General features: G+C 71.1%; 15 protein-coding genes. 10 read left to right on the top strand and 5 right to left on the bottom strand.

The features are described 5' to 3' along the window. Nucleotides 1-174: 174 nt before the first annotated feature. Nucleotides 175-852, top strand: a complete 678-nt coding sequence (lipB, locus tag HAV40_RS16645; protein ID WP_409364931.1) for a lipoyl(octanoyl) transferase LipB — start codon at nucleotides 175-177, stop codon at nucleotides 850-852. Nucleotides 853-918: 66 nt separating this feature from the next. Here the strand turns inward: lipB and HAV40_RS16640 are convergent, their stop codons facing one another. From HAV40_RS16640 to aspS, 3 genes are all read right to left on the bottom strand, one after another. Next, nucleotides 919-2,832: a M48 family metallopeptidase gene (locus HAV40_RS16640; RefSeq protein ID WP_166382196.1), complete on the bottom strand. Its 1,914-nt coding sequence runs from the start codon at nucleotides 2,830-2,832 to the stop codon at nucleotides 919-921. A gap of 11 nt (nucleotides 2,833-2,843) precedes the next feature. Continuing rightward, on the bottom strand, nucleotides 2,844-3,440 hold the full coding sequence (locus HAV40_RS16635) for a LemA family protein (RefSeq protein ID WP_239085851.1): 597 nt from the start codon (nucleotides 3,438-3,440) through the stop codon (nucleotides 2,844-2,846). Between the two features lie 139 nt (nucleotides 3,441-3,579). After that, nucleotides 3,580-4,857, bottom strand: a complete 1,278-nt coding sequence (gene aspS, locus HAV40_RS16630; RefSeq protein ID WP_166382194.1) for an aspartate--tRNA(Asn) ligase — start codon at nucleotides 4,855-4,857, stop codon at nucleotides 3,580-3,582. Nucleotides 4,858-5,153: 296 nt separating this feature from the next. On the opposite strand from aspS, the gene HAV40_RS16625 reads away from it, so the two are divergent. From HAV40_RS16625 to HAV40_RS16600, 6 genes are all read left to right on the top strand, one after another. Then, nucleotides 5,154-5,453, top strand: a complete 300-nt coding sequence (locus HAV40_RS16625; protein WP_166382192.1) for a type II toxin-antitoxin system VapB family antitoxin — start codon at nucleotides 5,154-5,156, stop codon at nucleotides 5,451-5,453. Nucleotides 5,454-5,455: 2 nt separating this feature from the next. Then, nucleotides 5,456-5,860, top strand: a complete 405-nt coding sequence (locus HAV40_RS16620) for a PIN domain-containing protein (RefSeq protein WP_166382190.1) — start codon at nucleotides 5,456-5,458, stop codon at nucleotides 5,858-5,860. Nucleotides 5,861-5,914: 54 nt separating this feature from the next. Continuing rightward, nucleotides 5,915-6,850: a lipoyl synthase gene (lipA, locus tag HAV40_RS16615; RefSeq protein ID WP_166382188.1), complete on the top strand. Its 936-nt coding sequence runs from the start codon at nucleotides 5,915-5,917 to the stop codon at nucleotides 6,848-6,850. Nucleotides 6,851-6,884: 34 nt separating this feature from the next. Continuing rightward, complete coding sequence (locus HAV40_RS16610; protein ID WP_166382186.1) at nucleotides 6,885-7,577, top strand: DUF4191 domain-containing protein; 693 nt, start codon at nucleotides 6,885-6,887, stop codon at nucleotides 7,575-7,577. Between the two features lie 136 nt (nucleotides 7,578-7,713). Next, nucleotides 7,714-8,292, top strand: coding sequence for a winged helix-turn-helix domain-containing protein (locus HAV40_RS16605; protein ID WP_166382184.1), 579 nt, complete (start codon nucleotides 7,714-7,716; stop codon nucleotides 8,290-8,292). Then, complete coding sequence (locus HAV40_RS16600) at nucleotides 8,292-9,626, top strand: MFS transporter (protein WP_166382182.1); 1,335 nt, start codon at nucleotides 8,292-8,294, stop codon at nucleotides 9,624-9,626. Before HAV40_RS16605 ends, HAV40_RS16600 begins: the two co-directional genes overlap by 1 nt. Before the next feature lie 148 nt (nucleotides 9,627-9,774). Here the strand turns inward: HAV40_RS16600 and HAV40_RS16595 are convergent, their stop codons facing one another. Then, nucleotides 9,775-10,140, bottom strand: coding sequence for an RDD family protein (locus HAV40_RS16595; RefSeq protein WP_239085853.1), 366 nt, complete (start codon nucleotides 10,138-10,140; stop codon nucleotides 9,775-9,777). Between the two features lie 260 nt (nucleotides 10,141-10,400). Between HAV40_RS16595 and glnA the strand changes: the two genes are divergently transcribed. After that, nucleotides 10,401-11,834 (top strand): type I glutamate--ammonia ligase, encoded by a 1,434-nt coding sequence (gene glnA, locus HAV40_RS16590; protein WP_166382180.1) that lies wholly within the window; start codon nucleotides 10,401-10,403, stop codon nucleotides 11,832-11,834. 165 nt (nucleotides 11,835-11,999) lie between these two features. Here glnA and HAV40_RS16585 read toward each other — a convergent pair whose 3' ends face one another. Continuing rightward, the gene (locus HAV40_RS16585) at nucleotides 12,000-12,479 is read right to left on the bottom strand and encodes a holin (protein ID WP_203671068.1); all 480 of its coding nucleotides are present in this window, start codon (nucleotides 12,477-12,479) and stop codon (nucleotides 12,000-12,002) included. Nucleotides 12,480-12,611: 132 nt separating this feature from the next. On the opposite strand from HAV40_RS16585, the gene HAV40_RS16580 reads away from it, so the two are divergent. Together HAV40_RS16580 and HAV40_RS16575 are read left to right on the top strand one after the other, a co-directional pair. Then, on the top strand, nucleotides 12,612-15,680 hold the full coding sequence (locus HAV40_RS16580) for a VWD domain-containing protein (protein WP_166382176.1): 3,069 nt from the start codon (nucleotides 12,612-12,614) through the stop codon (nucleotides 15,678-15,680). Nucleotides 15,681-15,743: 63 nt separating this feature from the next. Continuing rightward, complete coding sequence (locus HAV40_RS16575) at nucleotides 15,744-18,290, top strand: penicillin acylase family protein (RefSeq protein ID WP_166382174.1); 2,547 nt, start codon at nucleotides 15,744-15,746, stop codon at nucleotides 18,288-18,290. Nucleotides 18,291-18,329 lie beyond the last annotated feature (39 nt).

Below are 18,329 nucleotides of genomic sequence, written 5' to 3'. Positions count from 1 at the left end.
TGCTCAGGCCAGGGGGATGGCACAGCGTGCCACTATTTGTGAAAGCTTTCACAAGCGTGCTCGCGCACACCCTAACCGGTCGCGGGCCGGGCTCGCATTCACGGGTACGGGTGACGCCGCGCACCTTTCCTGGCCAGGCTTTCCCGCGCGAGTAGCCTGAGCGACGTGACCAGCATCGTCTCGCCGGCACTCGCGGTCCGCCGCGCCGGCACCGTCGAGTATCTGACCGCCTGGGACGAGCAGCGCCGCCTGCACGCGGGCGTCGTCGAGGGCAGCGAGCCGAACACCGTGCTGCTGCTGGAACACCCCAGCGTGTACACCGCCGGCAAGCTCACCGAACCCTGGGAGCGCCCGTTCGACGGCACCCCGGTCGTCGACGTGGACCGGGGCGGGAAGATCACCTGGCACGGGCCGGGGCAACTCGTCGGCTACCCGATCCTGCGGCTGCCGGTGCAGCGCGGCGGGCTCGCCGACGTGGTCGCGCACGTGCGGCGTACCGAACAGATGCTCATCGACGTCTGCGCCGAACTCGGCGTCGCCACCACCAGGATCAAGGGCAACAACCGCTCCGGGGTATGGGTCCGCGAGGACGACCGCGGCCCCGACCGCAAGGTCGCCGCGATCGGCATCCGGGTCGCCCGCAACGTCTCCCTGCACGGCTTCGCCCTCAACTGCGACCCTGACATGACCCGTTTCGCCAACATCGTCCCCTGCGGCATCACCGACGCCTCGGTGACCTCCCTCACCGCCGAACTAGGCCGCGACGTCACCGTCGCCGAAGTCCTCCCCCTAATCGAACGCCACCTCCCCACCCTCCTCACCACCCTGACCCCACCTTTCCGCAACTCTTAAAGAGTCGCGGCCTCAGGCAGTCCCCATTGGCGCTTGTCTTCAAGAGTTGCGCCGGGGGTGGGGCGGTCAGGTGGTCAGGGGCGGGAGGGGGCAGTGGAGCATGCCGCAGATGGTGCGGGTCAGTTCCTGTTCGGGGACGGTCATGGTGCCGTCTTCGGCGATGACGGCTACGACGGCTTGGATCAGGAGGGACTTGTCCTTCGGGGCCAGGCCGTCGAGGAGGGGCCAGGCGCCGTCGAGGGCGAGTACGCCGTGCTGTGGGGCGGTCATCGGGATCTGCTGGCCGGGCAGGATCCGCGCCAGGCCGACCTGGTAGGCGCGGTCGGCGGACGCCTCGTCCGGGTGACCCGCGCGGGCGAGCACGGCCAGCAGTGAGGCGATCGCGTTACGGCAACTCGCGAGGCTCTGTGAGCGGGTCGGCCAGGGCTGGCTGTCGTAGGTCGCCTCGTACAGGTCGCGGTGCAGCAGGCGGGTCAGGGCGTACTCGAAGACGCTGATCCGGCCGTCGGCCCTGGCCAGGGCGTCGATGGTGCCGAGCAGGTCCTGGCGGCGGGCCAGTGGGTGGGAGCGCAGCGCCGGGAAGCACAGCTGGGCCAGCGGCAGCCGCAGCAGCGGATGCAGCCCCTCCAGCCAGCCCACGGCGGCGAGGGCGTCCGCGGCGGCGGCGTCGCCGTGCCGTTCGCGCAGCACCGCGAGCTGGCTGTCGCGCACCTCGGGCTGCTCCGACAGCAGCAGCCCGAACAGCAGGACGGGAGCGGTGTCGCCGCGCCGGGCGCGGGCCAGGACCTCCGGCGGGAACTGTTCGAGGATGGACTCAGCACGCCGGTACGCGGGCTGCTGGGGCGTGCCGACGGACGCGGCGACCGCGCCGGGGTTGACCGGCAGCCGGGTCTCGTGGTGCGGCAGCGCGCCGCCGTGCTCGGGCCCGGCCAGGCCCATCGCCGCGTCCTCGGCCAGCCCGGACGGCGGCGCGTCACGCCAGCGCGCCGCGAGCGCGGTCAGCTCGGCCGGGTCGAAGCCGGGCTCCAGCGCGCGGATGCGGTCGGCCAGCGGCGGGTGGGTGGCGAACAGCGACCGCAGCCGGGCCTCGCCGAACAGCATGTGGCCGACCTCGTCGATCTTCGGCGAGGTCAGCCGGGAGCCGGTCTCCAGGCCGCCGATCTTCTTGAGCGCCCCGGCCAGGCCCGAGGTCTGCCGGGTGAACTGCACCGCCGACGCGTCGGCCAGGTACTCCCGCTGGCGCGACACCGACGCCTGGATGAGCCGTCCGGCGAACACGCCGACGGACCCGGCGACGATCAGCGCGATACCGATCAGGGGTAGTGGGTTGCTGCCCTGGTTGTCGCGGCGGTCCCGGCCGCCGCCGAACGCGCCCGCGTAGAGGAACGTGCGCCCGACGATGGCCAGGAACAGGATGCCGAACAGCAGCCCGATGAGCCGGATGTTGATCCGCATGTCGCCGTTGAGCACGTGGCTGAACTCGTGCGCGATGACGCCCTGCAGCTCGTCGCGGTTGAGCCGGTCCAGCGCGCCGCGGGTCACGGCGATCGCCGCGTCGGCCGGGGACCAGCCCGCCGCGAAGGCGTTGATGCCCTGCTCGTCCTCCAGCACGTACACCTCGGGCACCGGCACGCCGGAGGCCAGCGCGACCTCCTCGACCACGTTGCGCAGCCGCCGCAGCCGCAGGTCGGTGGTGTCCTCGGGAACCAGCACGCCGCCCAGGTCGCGGGCCACCTTGCCGCCGCCCGCGCGCAGCCCGATGGTCCGGAACAGCGACGCCAGCAGGATCGACCCGCCGGTCAGCACCGACGTCCAGAACATCAGCCAGGCCAGCTCGGCCGCCGGGGCCTCGAACGCGCCGAGCGCGAACGCGACCGCGAGGTCGACGACGATCACGATGGCCAGTACGGCCAGCACGTACAGCAGGATCAGGCGGAACGACATCCGCTTGACCTGCCGCTGGCGCTCGAAGAAGTCCATCGCCGCGGCGGTCAGAACTGCACGCGCGGGGCTTCGCGCTTGCCCGGATCGTCGATCTCCAGCAGCGCGGCCTTGTGGAAGCCGAACGGCCCGGCCAGCACGCTGCCGGGGAACGTCTCGCGCTTGTTGTTGTACGCCAGCACGGCGTCGTTGTAGCCCTGCCGGGCGAAGGCGACCCGGTTCTCGGTGGAGGTCAGCTCCTCCGACAGCTGCATCATGTTCTGGTTGGCCTTGAGGTCCGGGTAGGCCTCGGACACCGCGAACAGCCGCCCCAGCGCCTGGGTCAGGCCGTTCTCGGCCCCGGCCAGCCCCTGCATCGCGGCCGGGTCGCCGGGGTTGCGGGCCGCGGTGGCCTGCGCGGTCATCGCGGCGGTGCGCGCGGCGGTCACCGCCTCCAGCGTCTCGCGCTCGTGCTTGAGATACCCCTTGGCCGTCTCGACCAGGTTCGGGATCAGATCGTGGCGGCGGGTGAGCTGCACGTCGATCTGCGCGAACGCGTTCTGGTAGCCGTTGCGCGCGCGGACCAGCCCGTTGTAGAGCGAGGCGACCCAGGCCCCGAGCACCACCACGATAATCACCAGGCAGATCAGCCCGATCAGGAACTCCATGCACTCACCGTGCCACCTGATCATGCGTCCTGCCTGGCGATCGGGCGTATCTATGCTGCGTATACGCCCGATCGCCAGGCAGGACGGTCGATCGAGCGCCGCGCGACCCGGTGTGGTGGGCCGCGCGGCGGGTCCAGGGTTACGGCGTGACGCGGTGCAGGTCGCGGGGGTACGCGGTGACCTCGCGGATGTTCTGGGCTCCGGTGATCCGGGCCGTGAACCGCTCCAGGCCGATCGCGAAGCCGCCGTGCGGCGGCATGCCGTGGCGGAACGCCTGCAGGTAGGGCTCGTACGTCTCGGCGCTCTCCCCGCGCGCGGCCAGCGCCGCGAGGTAGTCGCTGTGCCGGTGCAGCCGCTGCCCGCCGGTGACCAGCTCCAGTCCCCGGAACAGCAGGTCGAAGCTGTTCGACCAGCGCGGGTCGGTCGGCTGCGGGTGGGTGTAGAAGGGCCGCTTGGCCATCGGGTATCCGGTGACGAAGACGAACTCGCTCCCGTGCTCCCGCTTCGCCCACTCCCCGATCGCCCGCTCGTGGGCCGGGGCGAGGTCGGGCTCGTCCGCCGGCGCACCGGCGATCTTGAGCGCTTCGGCGAAGTGGACGGCGGGGATCTCGGCGGGCACCTCGGGCAGTTCCAGGTCCTCGACCGCGGCGCCGAGCGCGGCGACCCTGGCGACCATGGCCGCCACGGTCTCGCGCAGCACCGCCATCACGTCGCGGTGGTCGCCGATGAACCCCAGCTCCGCGTCTAGCGAGGTGTACTGGGCAAGGTGCCGGGTGGTGTCGCTGGGCTCGGCCCGGAACACCGGCCCCACCTCGTACACCCGCTCGAACACCCCCACCAGCTGCTGCTTGTAGAACTGCGGCGACTGGGCCAGGTAGGCCGGGCGGCCGAAGTAGTCCAGCGCGAAGACGTTCGCCCCGGACTCCGTCGCCGTCGCGACGATCTTGGGGGTGTGCACCTCGGTGAACCCGAGCGCGTCCAGGCCCTGGCGGAACCCGGCCGTCGCCGCGGCGCTGATCCGCAGCGCGCGGGCCCGGGACGGGTGGCGCAGCGACAGCGGGGCGTGGTCGAGCTGGGTGGGCAGGGTCGGCGACAGCACCGGCCGATACAGGTCGAACGGCGTGGGCTGGGCGGGTTCGCCGAGCAGGCGTACCACCGGTTCGGTCAGCTCCGCGCCACCCGGCGCGGCCGGGTTCGCGGTGACCAGGCCCTCGACGGCGACCACGGTCTCCTCGGGCAGTGTCTCCAGGTGCGCCCGCAGCTCCGGCGCGGTGACCACGACCTGGCTGAGCCCGGACGCGTCGCGCACGATGAGGAAGGCGACCGATTTGAGCAGCCGGCGGCGATGGAGCCAGCCGGCGATGGTGATCCGTGCGCCCACATGGCGGGGCAGCTCGACGGAAAGGATGCGTTGCATGGTGGGTTACCTCCGGGTTCTTCCGCAACGCCATCCCCAAAGGGGTGTGGGCGGTTTGGGAACCCGCGGTGCCACCACACCTTCACCCGGATGATCCGGGCCTCTACCAGCCGGTGAACGGAGCCATACGGGCGGCGTCAGGCCGTCCGACCCGGGCGTCACTCCGGTGATTCGCCCCGTCACTGCTGTTGGCAGGCAAGTTACCGACCGGTGTTCCACCCACGCAACCCCATTTCTTGTATGCCGATGGCGGCTCGCATATATTTGGCGGGCAGCACATATGAAGGAGGCGCGCCGTGGCCAACACCCTGATCGACCTCGACGACGAGGCGCTGGAGCAGGCGCGTCGTTACTACGGCACGACCACGAAGAAGGACACGGTCAACCGCGCCCTGCAGGACGCCGCCGCCCGGCTGCGCGAACGGCGCAACGCGTTCGGCGACCACCTGGAGGAGTCGTTCCGGGAGTTCGTCGCCCTGTCTCCCGCCGAGCGGCAGAGCTACCGCGATCACCTTGAGCAGACGCAGGACCTGCTGGAGCAGACACCGTCCCTGGATGTCGCCTGGGCGCAGCGCCGCGCCGAGTGGGCCGCCTGAGGATGCGCTACCTCCTCGACACCAGCGCGTACTTCCAGGGCAGGCTGAACGCCTCGGCGATGCGGCGGCTCAGTGAACTGGCCGCCGCCGAGGAGCTCGCGATCTGCGTACCCGCGATGTTGGAAATCCTGGTCGCCGCCCGCAACGGCCGCGACTGGCTGCAGATGCGCAACGCCCTCGGCCTGCTGCCCCGCGTCGAGCTGAGCGATCCGCTGGCCGTCATCGACCTGCACGGCGCGCTCACCCAGCGTGGCTGGCACCGCACCCCGCCGGTCGACGTGCTGGTGGCGGCCACCGCCGCGGAGCACCGCCTCACCGTGCTGCATTACGACCGCGACTTCGAGCGGCTCACGACGGCGAGCGGCGGCACTCATGAGTGGGTGATTCCGGCCGGTAGCGGGCACTGAGACGTCCGTTACCCAGCAGAAGATCAAGGCCGTTTCGGCGCGTACGCTGGCGGCATGACCATCGTCGCTCCCGAGGGCAGGCGCCTGCTGCGCGTCGAGGCCCGCAACGCCGAGACCCCCATCGAGCGCAAGCCCGAGTGGATCAAGGTCAAGGCGAAGATGGGTCCCGAGTTCACCCAGCTCAGCTCGCTGGTGAAGCGGGAAGGCCTGCACACGGTGTGCCAGGAGGCCGGCTGCCCGAACATCTACGAGTGCTGGGAGGACCGCGAGGCGACCTTCCTCATCGGCGGTGACCAGTGCACCCGGCGCTGCGACTTCTGCCAGATCGACACCGGCAAGCCGGCCGAGTTCGACGCCGACGAGCCGCGCCGCGTCGGCGAGTCCGTCGCCACCATGGGCCTGAAGTACGCGACCGTCACCGGCGTGGCCCGCGACGACCTGCCCGACGGCGGCGCCTGGCTGTACGCCGAGACCGTCCGCCAGATCCACGCGCTGGTCCCGGGCTGCGGCGTCGAGCTGCTGATCCCCGACTTCAACGCCGTCCCCGAGCAACTGGCCGAGGTCTTCTCAGCCGCGCCCGAGGTGCTGGCCCACAACGTGGAGACGGTGCCGCGCATCTTCAAGCGCATCCGCCCCGGCTTCCGCTACGAGCGCTCCCTCGACGTGATCACCCAGGCCCGCACCGCCGGCCTGGTCACCAAGTCGAACCTGATCCTGGGTATGGGCGAGGAGCGCGCCGAGGTCTCGCAGGCCCTGCGCGACCTGCACGAGGCGGGCTGCGAGCTGATCACCATCACGCAGTACCTGCGCCCCACCCCGCGCCACCACCCCGTCGAGCGCTGGGTGAAGCCCGAGGAGTTCGTCGAGCTGCGCGAGGAGGCCGAGGAGATCGGCTTCGCCGGGGTCATGAGCGGTCCCCTGGTCCGTTCGTCATACCGGGCCGGTCGCTTGTATCGTCAGGCACTCGACGCGCGTACTGCCGCCGCCTGAAAGCCCCACCGTCACCCAATCTAGGATCTCCCCTATGGCAAAGGCCGAAGAAAAGGTCTCCTTCTTCCAGCGGTTGAAGCAGATCGGCATGGTGTTCAAGTTCACCGCCAAGCAGGACAAGTGGTTCACGCCCCTGGTGGCGGCCGCTATTCTGCTGCCGCTCGCTCTCACCGTGGTGGCGGTGCTGCTGGGCTGGGGCTGGATCTGGATCCCGCTGGGCATCCTGACCGCGCTGCTGGCCGTGCTCATCGTGCTCAACCTGCGGTCGAACACCGCGATGATGAACATGATGGAGGGCCAGCCCGGCGCGGCCGGCCAGCTCGTCGAGCAGATGCGCGGTGACTGGCGGGTCAAGCAGGCCGTCTCGGCGACCACCCAGTTCGACGTGGTGCACCTGGTCATCGGCAAGCCCGGCGTGATCCTGCTCGCCGAGGGCAACCCGGCGCGACTCAAGCCGCTGCTGGGCGAGCAGAAGCGCCGCCTGAGCAAGGTCATCGGCGACGCCCCGCTGTACGACTACATCATCGGCACCGAAGAGGGCCAGCTGTCCATCCGCAAGCTGCGGATGACGCTGATGCGCCTGCCCCGCAACCTGTCGGGCAAGGAGGTCAACGCCCTGGACCGGGCCCTGACCGCCCTCAACGCCCGCCCCCAGATGCCCCGCGGCCAGCTCCCCAAGGAGTTCCGCCCGCCGCGCATGCCGCGCGGTGGCGGCCGCCAGCGCTGACCCGCTTCAAGGAAGGGCACCTTCTTAACGCTCTGCGTTATGGGAAGGTGCCCTTCTTGACGCCCATATCCATCGATGCTGACAAGATCCAGTAGGAATATTGCGGTAGAGTTCTACTGGATCTAGCGTGGTGCGCATGGAGATGAGGCGCATCACCGATCCCGAGGTCCTCAAGGGCCTCGCCCAGCCGGTCCGGCAGAAGCTGTACCGGCTGCTCACCCAGCTCGGCCCGGCCACCGGTGCGACCCTGTCCAAGCGACTGGGCACCGACCCGGGGCAGACCAGCTACCACCTGCGCGAACTGGCCAAGGCGGGCTTCGTCGAGGACGTCCCCGAGCTGGCCCGCGACCGCCGCGAACGCTGGTGGCGCGCGGTGCCCGGCCCCACCGGCTGGTCCTCGCTCGACTTCCCCACCCCCGAGGGCCAGGCGATCTCCTCGGCCGTCAAGGCGCAGACCGTCATCGACGAGTTCGAGCGCGTACGCGGCTACGAGCAGTCCCGCGACACCTGGAGCGAGCAGTGGCAGGCCGCCGCCATGAGCAGCGACTCCTTCCTGCGGTTGACCCCCGCCGAACTGGCCGGGATGACGCAGGAACTGCACGAGCTCGTCGTGCGCTGGAAGCAGCTGAGCAACGAGCGCGACGCGCAGCCCGACGCCGACCCCGACCGCGAGCACGTCTTCGCCTTCTTCCACGCCTTCCCCGAGCGCCCCTGATGACGACCGCGACGCTGGCTCCCCCGCACACCCCGCCCGCCGTCCCCGCCCACCGCGAGTCCACCTTCCTGCGCTACCTCGGCGGGCAGGCCGTGTCGATCCTCGGCGACCAGGTCTGGTACGTCGCGCTGTCGTTCAGCGCCGTCCAGCTCGCCTCCCCCGGCATGGCCGGCGTCGTGCTAGCCGTGTCCGCCCTGCCCCGGCTGGTGCTGCTGCTGTTCGGCGGTGCGATCGTCGACCGGTACGGCCCGCGCCGCCTCATGATCGGCAGCGACCTGGCCCGGGGCGCGATCGCGCTGGTCACCGCAGCCGTGGCGCTGGCCCAGCCGAGTGTCGCCCTGCTGGTCGTGGTGGCGCTGGCGTTCGGGCTGGCCGACGCGCTGTTCCTGCCCGCGGCCGGATCCATGCTGCCGCGCCTGCTGTCGCCCGCCCAGCTCACCGGCGGTCTCGCGCTGTCCGGGCTGACGGCCCGCCTCGCGCTCACCTTCGGCGCGCCGCTGGGCGGCCTGCTGCTGCCGATCGGCGGGCTCCCGCTGGCCTGCCTGGTCAACGCGGCCACGTTCGCGGTGTCGGTGCTGGCCCTGTGGTCAGTGCGCCCGGCCGCGGCCACCGGGCGCGACGCGACGGACGGCGTGCCGGCCCGCTCGGCCGCGCCCGGCGAGCAGGCGCTGGCCGGCGGCATGGCGAGCGGAAACGCAGCGGCTCGGGTCCCGATCGGCGCGGCCGTTCGCGAAGGTCTGCGCTATCTCGCCCGGCACCGGCTGCTGCGGGCGGTGACGCTGGTCGGCCTGCTCGTGAACCTGGGTGCGGTCGGGCCGCTCAACGTGGGTCTGGCGCTCGTGGCCGCCGAGCGGGGCTGGGGCGCGGCCGGGATCGGCGGGATGCTCGCCGGGTTCGGCATCGGCTCGGCCGCCGGGAACGTGCTGATGATGCGGTGGCGTCCGGCGGGACGGCTCGGGCTGATCGTGGCCTGCTGCGCGGTCGTGCAGTGCGGCGCGCTGTTCGCGATCGCGATCGCCCCGCTCCCGGCCTGGGCCTTCGCTGCCACCGCGCTCGGCGGGCTGGCGGGCGGCCCGCAGGCGGTGCTGCTCAACGGCCTGACTCACGCGTACACCGCCGACTCGCATCGCGGCCGGGTCGCCTCGATCAACAACCTGGCGAACCTCGGCATCACGCCACTGACGATGGCGCTCATGGGCTTCGCCGCCGCCCAGTTCGGCACGGTCACCGCCTTCGCCGCCAGCGCCGCCCTCATCCTGGCCGCAGCCGCGCTATGCCTGACCATCCCCACCCTCCGCCACGCCCACCTACCCCCCACCACCCACCGCCCCTAACCACCCCCACCCAGCGCCCTCGCCCCTCCGGGGCGCGCGCCCCCACACCCCTCCCTCCGCAACTCTTAAAGACTTGCGCCTTCGAGCACGCCCTGAGGCCGCAAGTCTTTAAGAGTTGCGACAGAAGGGGTGGGGGTGGGGCGGGGTGTTAGGCGGCGGGGCGGATTAGGGTGCCGGCTACGCGGTCGTGGAGGCCGCGGCGTTCGCTGTCCATGATCAAGGCGGGGATGACCAGGGCGAGGAGGGTGCCTCGGAGGGCTGCCTTGAGGGGGCCGACCGGCTGACCCTTATCGACGTCCAGGCAGGTAATCTTCGCCAGGCGCATGCCCGGCGTCTGGCCGAAGAAACCGACGAAGACGGTGTAAACGGCGATCAGCACCACCGGGGCCGCCCAGCCGTCCCGCATCGGGTCGGCGAAGATGCCTGCGGCCAGGACACACAGCATCCAGTCGAGCAGCAGCGCCCCGAAGCGTCGGGCCAGGGAGGGTACGGCAGGCAGGGATGCGTCGGTCACCCGCCGAGCGTACCGTCCGCTGCGACGGATCGGCCGGGTGAGCTGCCCGGGCAGCCTGTAGGGCCGGTTTACGGGTGACGTAACACGGCGGAAACAAAGCTGACACGGCCGGGCAATCCCACGGTTCTAGCGTCGCCACCAGCCAATGGCCACCCGACGCAGTGCAGCGCCGTCGGCCGCGTCTCCCGAGGTCAGCCCAGGAGATGTGCTGAAGTGGGGGCCGGGAGGCTCCCGCAGACCATCCGTGCCAGGAGGACGTGTTGTTCGCCAATTCCGAGGAACTGCTTCGGTACCTCAAGGACGAAGACGTCAAGTTCGTCGACGTCCGCTTCTGTGACCTGCCCGGTGTGATGCAGTTCTTCACCGTGCCGGTCCAGTCGTTCGACGCGAGCGTCTTCACCGACGGTCTCGCCTTCGACGGCTCGTCCATCCGCGGCTTCCAGCAGATCCACGAGTCGGACATGCTGCTGCTGCCGGACGTGACCACCGCGTTCATCGACCCGTTCCGCATCCAGAAGACCCTGGCGCTGAACTTCTTCATCCACGACCCGTTCACGCGTGAGGCCTACTCCCGTGACCCGCGTAACGTGGCCAAGAAGGCCGAGTCGTACCTGGCCGCGAGCGGCATCGCCGACACCGCGTACTTCGGTGCCGAGGCGGAGTTCTACATCTTCGACTCGATCCGCTACTCGACGCAGGCCAACGAGGCGTTCTACCACATCGACTCGGTCGAGGGCGCGTGGAACACCGGCGCGACGGCCAACGCCGACGGCAGCGCCAACCGGGGTTACAAGCCCGGCTACAAGGGCGGCTACTTCCCGGTCGCGCCGACCGACCACTACGCCGACCTGCGCGACACCATGGTGACGAACCTGGTGAACCTCGGCTACACCGTCGAGCGCGGCCACCATGAGGTGGGCACCGCCGGCCAGGCCGAGATCAACTACAAGTTCTCGACGCTGCTGGCCTCCGGCGACCAGATGCAGCTGTTCAAGTACGTCATCAAGAACACCGCCTGGCACGCGGGCAAGACCGCGACGTTCATGCCGAAGCCGCTGTTCGGCGACAACGGCTCGGGTATGCACACCCACCAGAGCCTCTGGCTGGGCGGCGAGCCGCTGTTCTACGACGAGACCGGTTACGCCGGCCTGTCGGACATGGCCCGCTGGTACATCGGCGGTCTGCTGCACCACGCCCCGTCGCTGCTGGCGTTCACCAACCCGTCGGTCAACTCGTACCGCCGCCTGGTGCCGGGCTTCGAGGCGCCGGTCAACCTGGTGTACTCGCAGCGCAACCGCTCGGCCTGCACCCGTATCCCGGTCACGGGTACGAACGCGAAGGCCAAGCGCATCGAGTTCCGCTGCCCCGACCCGTCGTCGAACCCGTACCTGGCGTTCTCGGCGATGCTGATGGCCGGTCTCGACGGTATCCGCAACAAGACCGAGCCCCCGGCTCCGATCGACAAGGACCTCTACGACCTGCCGCCGGAGGAGGTCGCCAACGTCACCCAGGTGCCGGGCTCCCTCTCCGACGTGCTCACGTCGCTGGAGAAGGACAACGACTACCTGCAGGCCGGTGGCGTCTTCACGAGCGACCTGATCGAGACCTGGATCGACTACAAGCGGTCCAACGAGATCGACCCGGTCCGCCTGCGTCCGACCCCGCACGAGTTCCAGATGTACTTCGACTGCTGAGTCCGCTGGCAGTACGGAAAAGGCCCCGCCTCCGGCGGGGCCTTTTCCGTACCACGACTCGGGAAGATCGCCGTTTCGTGTCGAAACCTGTGGTCAGACCGCAGGTCTTGACACCAGACAGCGATCTCCGCACCGTGACCGGCGGGGCCAGGACGGCGAGCCGGGTTACGCGGCCGCGGCAGGTGCCGGAGCAGCGGCGACCGGAGCAGCGGTAACCGCGGCAGCGGCGACCGTGGCCGGAGCGGAGTCCGTCGCAGGTGCGGCAGCGGCGGCGACAGCGACGACGGGTTCAGCGGCCGGAGCGGGGGCGGCAGCCGGGGCGGCGGCGTCGGTGGCGACGGCCACGGCCGGGGCGAGCACCGGGCTCGCGGCGGCGGCCGCGACCAGGGCCGTGGCGGCGGCGGCCGGGGCCGCGGTGAGGATGCTGGGGCTGTTGGCCGCGCCGATCGGGCCGGAGCCGACCGACATCAGCAGCGACAGCAGCGCGGCGCTGAAGGCCAGCGACAGCGCGCCGCGCCAGTCGATCGCGGCGACGTCGACGCCGACCGCGCCACTGACCTGGCCGACGCCGAACGCGGCGATGAGGGCCTGCACGAACGTCTTGATGGCACGCTCGGCACTGGCGATCCAGAACTGCTTGTTCATCAGGTACATCGGAGTTCTCCTGGAATGAGGGGGCTCGCCCGGAAGGCGCTCACGAGCTTAGATGGCATGCGCCCGTGTCACCTATCCGCTTCCCGACCGACCACAAGGGTGCGAGGGCCTATCGTGTGCCGCATGGCGCACCCCCTCCGCCGCGCGCTGCTCACCGCGGCCGCGTTCGTTTGTGTACTCCTGCCCGCGAACCCCGCCCGAGCGGCCGGGGACCTGGCGGTGACCGTACGCGGCGATGATCCACTCGCGACGGTGCTGGTGCTGGCCAACCGGGGTGACGCGGCGTGCCAGGTGGTCACCTCGACGTACGGCACGCTCGCGGTGACCCGGCTGGAGCAGGACGGCGTCGCCGTCACGCCGCTGGCGCTGGAGACGTCGTTCGCGGAGTCCCTGGACACGGTGCTGGCCGAGCGGCTGCACACGCTGGAGCCGGGCGCCGAGGTCGAGGTGCCGCTGCGCGCCATCCCGATCGGGCCGACCGGGCACGCGATCGAGATCGTCACGTGGTCGGCCGGGGCGGGCGCGTTCGGCTCGCTGTACCCGGTGAAGGCCGGGGTGCCGCTGCGCCTGGAGTTCACCTACGCGGTGCCGATCGTGCCGGAGAGCGGCCCGGCCGCCTGCGCCCCACTGGCCGGGGCGGGCACGACAGACGCGACGAACGGCACAGGCCGCCCGTGGTGGCACTGGGCGATCCTGGCCGGGGTCGGCGTGCTGGTGGCCGCGCTCGCCGTCGTCCTGCTGCTCGTGCCGAACCGGCGCAGGCGACAGCGCGCAACCGCCACGTCGGGCGACGTGGCCGCCTCGGACGGCGGCGACGCCGGCGACGGCTCCGCGCCCGGTGGGAAGTCCGGTGGCGCGGGGTCCGGTGGGGCGGCCGGGATCGGCGGGGTGGTCGTGCTGGCGCTGGTGGTGACGCTGGGGGCGGTGGCGGTTCCGGCGCGTCCGGCGTACGCCGAGATCATCGTGACCGATCCGGGGCTGGCCGAGGCCTGGGCGGCATGTAGCGCGGTCCTGCACGGGCCCGGCGGCGACCCGGCGGGCATCCTGCCCGCGCTGGAGGCCGACGGGGTGACCGTCAGCGTCATCCCGGCTCAGCCGGGCGACTCCCACGAGGGTGCCCTGGACCGCAACAACATCCTGGTGTTCTGGGACGTCGAGGACCGGCACGCGTACTTCGGCAGCGGCGGCAGCGCCGACCCGTGCGACACCCTCTACCACGAATTGCACCACGCCTACCAGCACAACCAGGGCACGTACAGCCGGGAGGACTGCGCGGGCAGCGGTATCCCGACGACCGAGGTGATGGCGACGCGGGCGCAGAACAAGCTGCGGGAGGCGCTGGGCCGCCCGGTGCGCAGCCACTACGGCGACCGCCCGCTGCCCAGTGGCGACTGCACTGCTCCCCCGCCGCCGCCGGCCTGCACGGGCGCGGGCTGCGGGCACAGCACCGGCGACCCGCACCTGCGCACGATCGACGGGCTGCGCTACGACTTCCAGGCCGCGGGCGAGTTCGTCGCGGTCCGCGACACGGCGGGGGCGTACGAGATCCAGGTCCGGCAGGAGCCGGTGCCCGGTTCGCGCATCGTGGCGGTTAACTCGGCGGTCGCCGCGAAGGTCGACGGGGACCGGGTCGAGGCCAGGATGACCACGGCGGGAGTGGAGTTGCTGGTGGCGGGCCTGGCGACCGGTCCGGCCCCGGCCGAGCTGGCGTCCCCGAAGCAGTTGCCCGGCGGCGGTGAGGTCCGCACGGTCGCGGGCGGCGACGTCGAGCTGCGCTGGAAGAACGGATCGCGTCTGGTCATCGAGCCGATCGGCGTCTGGGGCCTGGCGCTGTCGGTCGAGCCCGCGCAGGCGTACGCCGGGAAGCTCGAAGGTCTGCTCGGCGACTTCAACGGCAAGTCCGACGACGACGTGCGGCCCCGCGGCGGGCAGCCGCTGGGCGCGCAGCCGGCGTTCGCGGCGCTGTATCCGGCGTACGCCGACAGCTGGCGCGTCGACGCCGCGTCGTCGCTGTTCACCTACGCGGAAGGCAAGAACCCCGACAGCTACGTCGACCGTGCGTTCCCGGAGCAGGACGCGGCCACGGCCGACCTGCCGAACCGGGCCTCGGCGGAGGCGATCTGCCGTGGGCTGGGCGTGTCGGATCCGGCGGTGCTGGCGGGCTGCGTGCTGGACGTGGCGCTGACCGGCCAGCCCGACTTCGCGGTCGCGGCCAAGGCGGGCCAGGTCTTCGCCGGTGGCGCGGACCTGGGCGGGCAGACCTGGACGGTACGCGTGGACGCGCCGGGCGCGGTCGCGAAGGTCGAGTTCGCGGGTACGAAGGGCCAGAAGGTCTTCGTCGACGTGCCCGCCACGACGCTGCCGAACCAGTGCGGCGGCCTGGACCTGCTCGGCCCCGACGGCAAGCAGGTGACCAGCGGCTGCGTCATCAACGGCGCGGGCTACATCGACGGCACGGTGCTGCCGGAGACCGGCACGTACAGCATCGTGGTCGACCCGGGCGGCGACGACACCGGCGAGGCGCGGCTGCGCCTGCTGACCGTCGAGGACCAGCGGGAACCGATCGTCGTGGACGGCCCGGAGCTGACCGCGCGCCTGCCGAAGCCGGGCACGGTGGCCCGGTTCACCTTCACCGCGACGGCCGGGCAGAAGGTGTTCGTGGACGTGCCCGCCACCAACCTGCCGAGCCAGTGCGGCGGCCTGGACCTGCTCGGCCCCGACGGCAAGCAGGTGACCAGCGGCTGCGTCATCAACGGCGCGGGTTACATCGACGGTGTCACGCTGACCGAGGCCGGTGCCTACACGGTGGTCGTGGACCCGCGGGAGAAGAGCGTCGGCGAGGCGAAGGTGAAGGTGAGCCTCGCCGTGGACCAGCGCCTCGACCTGCCGGTGGACGGCGACGCGGTGACGGTGCGGATCGGGCAGCCGGGCGCGGTCAGCGTGCTGACCTTCACCGGCCGGATCGGGCAGAAGGTGTTCATCGAGGTGCCGAGCACCGACCTGCCGAGCCAGTGCGGCGGCCTGGAACTGCGTGGACCCGGTGGCGACGTGGTCGAGTCGGGCTGCCTCATCAACGGCAAGGGCGGGCTGCGCGAGGAGGGCACCGAGCTGCCGTCGACCGGGACATATCAGCTCATCGTGGATCCGAACGAGCGGGCGACCGGAACGGCCCAGGTAAGACTGCGCACCTGACCAGCAAAGTCTGGGTTACCTGGTGGTAACGGGGATCACAAAGCATGCGTAGACTCCGCGAACGTGAAACCCCCACGCCTTTGGCTGCGCCGCCTGCGTACCACCGCGATCTGGCTGCTCGGCGTCGTGACGGTGCTGGCCGTCGTGGTCGCCGGGCTGACCGTGTGGTCGGTGCGCCGCGCCATGCCGACCCTCGACGGTGAGCTGACCCTGTCCGGGCTGTCCGCGCCGGTGACCGTGCGTCGCGACGCGCACGGCATCCCGCAGATCTACGCCAAGACCAGCGACGACATGTACCGCGCCCAGGGCTTCGTGCACGCCCAGGACCGGTTCTGGGAGATGGACTTCCGCCGCCACGTGACGGCGGGACGCGTCTCGGAGCTGTTCGGGCAGTCCCAGCTGGAGACGGACAAGTACCTGCGGACCATGGGCTGGCGCCGGGTCGCCGAGCAGGAGGTGGCGCTGCTGACGCCGGAGTCCCGCAAGGGCCTGGAGGCGTACGCCGCGGGCGTCAACGCGTGGCTTGCCGCCAACACCGACGTCGAGGGCGACGGGTTCGCCGCCTCGGGGGCGCTGAGCCTGGAGTACGGCATCCTGGGCCTGCAGAACGCCGACTACGTCATCGAGCGCTGGACGCCGGTGGACAGCCTGGCCTGGCTCAAGGCGATGGCCTGGGACCTGCGCGGCAACATGGAGGCCGAGATCCGCCGCGCCGCGCTACAGGCCGAGGGCCTGAGCAAGGAGCAGGTGGACCAGCTCTACCCGGCGTACCCGATCGACCGCAACCTGCCGATCGTCACCGGCGGCGCGATCACCAACGGTGCGTTCGACGCGAAGGCGACCGCCCCGGCGACCCCGGCCGGCACGCCGACCACCCCGGTCGCGGGCCTGGCCGCGAGCAGCCTCAACGAGATGGCCGACGCGCTGGCCGCGCTGCCGGGCCTGATGGGCAACGCCGACGGCGACGGCATCGGCTCCAACTCGTGGGTGATCAGCGGCAAGCTCACGGCCACCGGCAAGCCGATCCTGGCCAACGACCCGCACCTGAGCCCGAGCCAGCCCGGAATCTGGTACCAGATGGGCCTGCACTGCGAGTGCGGCGCCGACATCGCGGGCTTCACCTTCTCCGGCGTGCCCGGCGTGGTCATCGGCCACAACGCGAACATCGCGTGGGGCTTCACCAACCTCGACCCCGACGTCATCGACATGTACCTGGAGCAGGTCGAGGGCGACAAGGTGAAGGTCGGCGACGGGTGGGAGCCGCTGGCCTCACGCCAGGAGGTGCTCAAGGTCGCCGGGGGCGACGACGTCACCATCACGGTGCGCACCAGCAAGCACGGGCCGCTGCTGTCGGACGCCAGCGAGAGCCTGAAGAAGCTCGGCGGGCAGTACGCGATCGCGATGCGCTGGACCGCGCTGGACCCGGGCCGCACCGGCGACGCCGTGTTCGCCATCAACAAGGCCTCGAACTGGGACGAGTTCCGGGCGGCGGCCGCGCTGTTCGAGGTGCCCGCGCAGAACATCGTCTACGCCGACACGGCGGGCAACATCGGCTACCAGTCGCCGGGACGTATCCCGGTGCGCGGCAAGGGCGACGGCAAGTGGTTCGCGCCCGGCTGGGACCCGGCGTACGACTGGACGGGCTTCATCCCGTTCAACGAGCTGCCCAACGTGCTCAACCCCGAGCGCGGTTACGTGGTCACCGCCAACCAGGCGGTCATCGGCGACCAGTACCAGCGGCACCTGACCGACGACTGGAGCTACGGCTACCGCAGCCAGCGCATCTACGACATGATCGGCGCGGCGGGCGGGAAGATCACGCTCGACGACGTGCAGAAGCAGCAGTTCGACAACCGCAACGGCTTCGCCCCGACGCTGATCCCGGCCCTGCAGAAGGCCCCCCGGCAGGCCCCGTCGCAGGTGGAGAAGAACGCCGACGCGCTGCTCGCCGACTGGGACTTCCAGCAGGGCGCGGACTCCGCGGCGGCGGCGTACTACAACGCGGTCTGGAAGAACCTGCTCGGCCTGACCTTCGACGAGCTGGGCGCCGACTACGCCGCCGACGGCGGGGACCGCTGGTTCGAGGTGGTCCGCGGGCTGCTGAGCAAGCCTGACGACAAGTGGTGGGACGCCAAGGGCACCCCGGCGGTCGAGAAGCGGGACGACATGCTGGCCCAGGCCATGTCGGCGGCGGTGAAGGAGCTGTCGGAGGCGCAGGGCGAGGACCCGAAGCAGTGGCGCTGGGGCGCGATGCACACCCTCACCCCGACCCACGCGACGTTCGGCGAGTCGGGCATCGGGCCGATCGAGTGGCTGTTCAACCGGGACACCGTGGGCGTCTCGGGTGGCGACGCGATCGTCAACGCCACCGGCTGGAGCGCCGGGCAGGGGTACGAGGTCGACGCGGTGCCGTCCATGCGCATGATCGTGAACATGGCGGACCTGGACGACTCGCGCTGGATCCAGCTGACCGGCAACTCGGGTCACGCGTTCCACGACAACTACGCCGACCAGTTCGAGCTGTGGCGTACGGGCCAGACCCTGCCGTTCCGCTTCGCCAAGGCGACCATCGAGAAGGAGTCGGCGCAGACGCAGACCCTGAAGCCGTGATCTGACGGAGGAAGGGCACCTTCACCACGCCAGACGTTG

This window comes from Catellatospora methionotrophica, from assembly GCF_011297335.1.
GTDB lineage: Bacteria > Actinomycetota > Actinomycetes > Mycobacteriales > Micromonosporaceae > Catellatospora > Catellatospora methionotrophica.
Note: the sequence above shows the minus strand (reverse complement) of the source record. Positions and strands in the feature narration are given on the sequence as shown.

Coding starts and splice junctions, on each gene's coding strand:
- HAV40_RS16640 (WP_166382196.1), bottom strand. CDS start 2,832: ATGGACTTCTTCGAGCGCCAGCGGCAGGTCAAGCGGATGTCGTTCCGC.
- HAV40_RS16635 (WP_239085851.1), bottom strand. CDS start 3,440: ATGGAGTTCCTGATCGGGCTGATCTGCCTGGTGATTATCGTGGTGGTG.
- aspS (WP_166382194.1), bottom strand. CDS start 4,857: ATGCAACGCATCCTTTCCGTCGAGCTGCCCCGCCATGTGGGCGCACGG.
- HAV40_RS16620 (WP_166382190.1), top strand. CDS start 5,456: ATGCGCTACCTCCTCGACACCAGCGCGTACTTCCAGGGCAGGCTGAAC.
- lipA (WP_166382188.1), top strand. CDS start 5,915: ATGACCATCGTCGCTCCCGAGGGCAGGCGCCTGCTGCGCGTCGAGGCC.
- HAV40_RS16610 (WP_166382186.1), top strand. CDS start 6,885: ATGGCAAAGGCCGAAGAAAAGGTCTCCTTCTTCCAGCGGTTGAAGCAG.
- HAV40_RS16605 (WP_166382184.1), top strand. CDS start 7,714: ATGGAGATGAGGCGCATCACCGATCCCGAGGTCCTCAAGGGCCTCGCC.
- HAV40_RS16600 (WP_166382182.1), top strand. CDS start 8,292: ATGACGACCGCGACGCTGGCTCCCCCGCACACCCCGCCCGCCGTCCCC.
- HAV40_RS16585 (WP_203671068.1), bottom strand. CDS start 12,479: ATGAACAAGCAGTTCTGGATCGCCAGTGCCGAGCGTGCCATCAAGACG.
- HAV40_RS16580 (WP_166382176.1), top strand. CDS start 12,612: ATGGCGCACCCCCTCCGCCGCGCGCTGCTCACCGCGGCCGCGTTCGTT.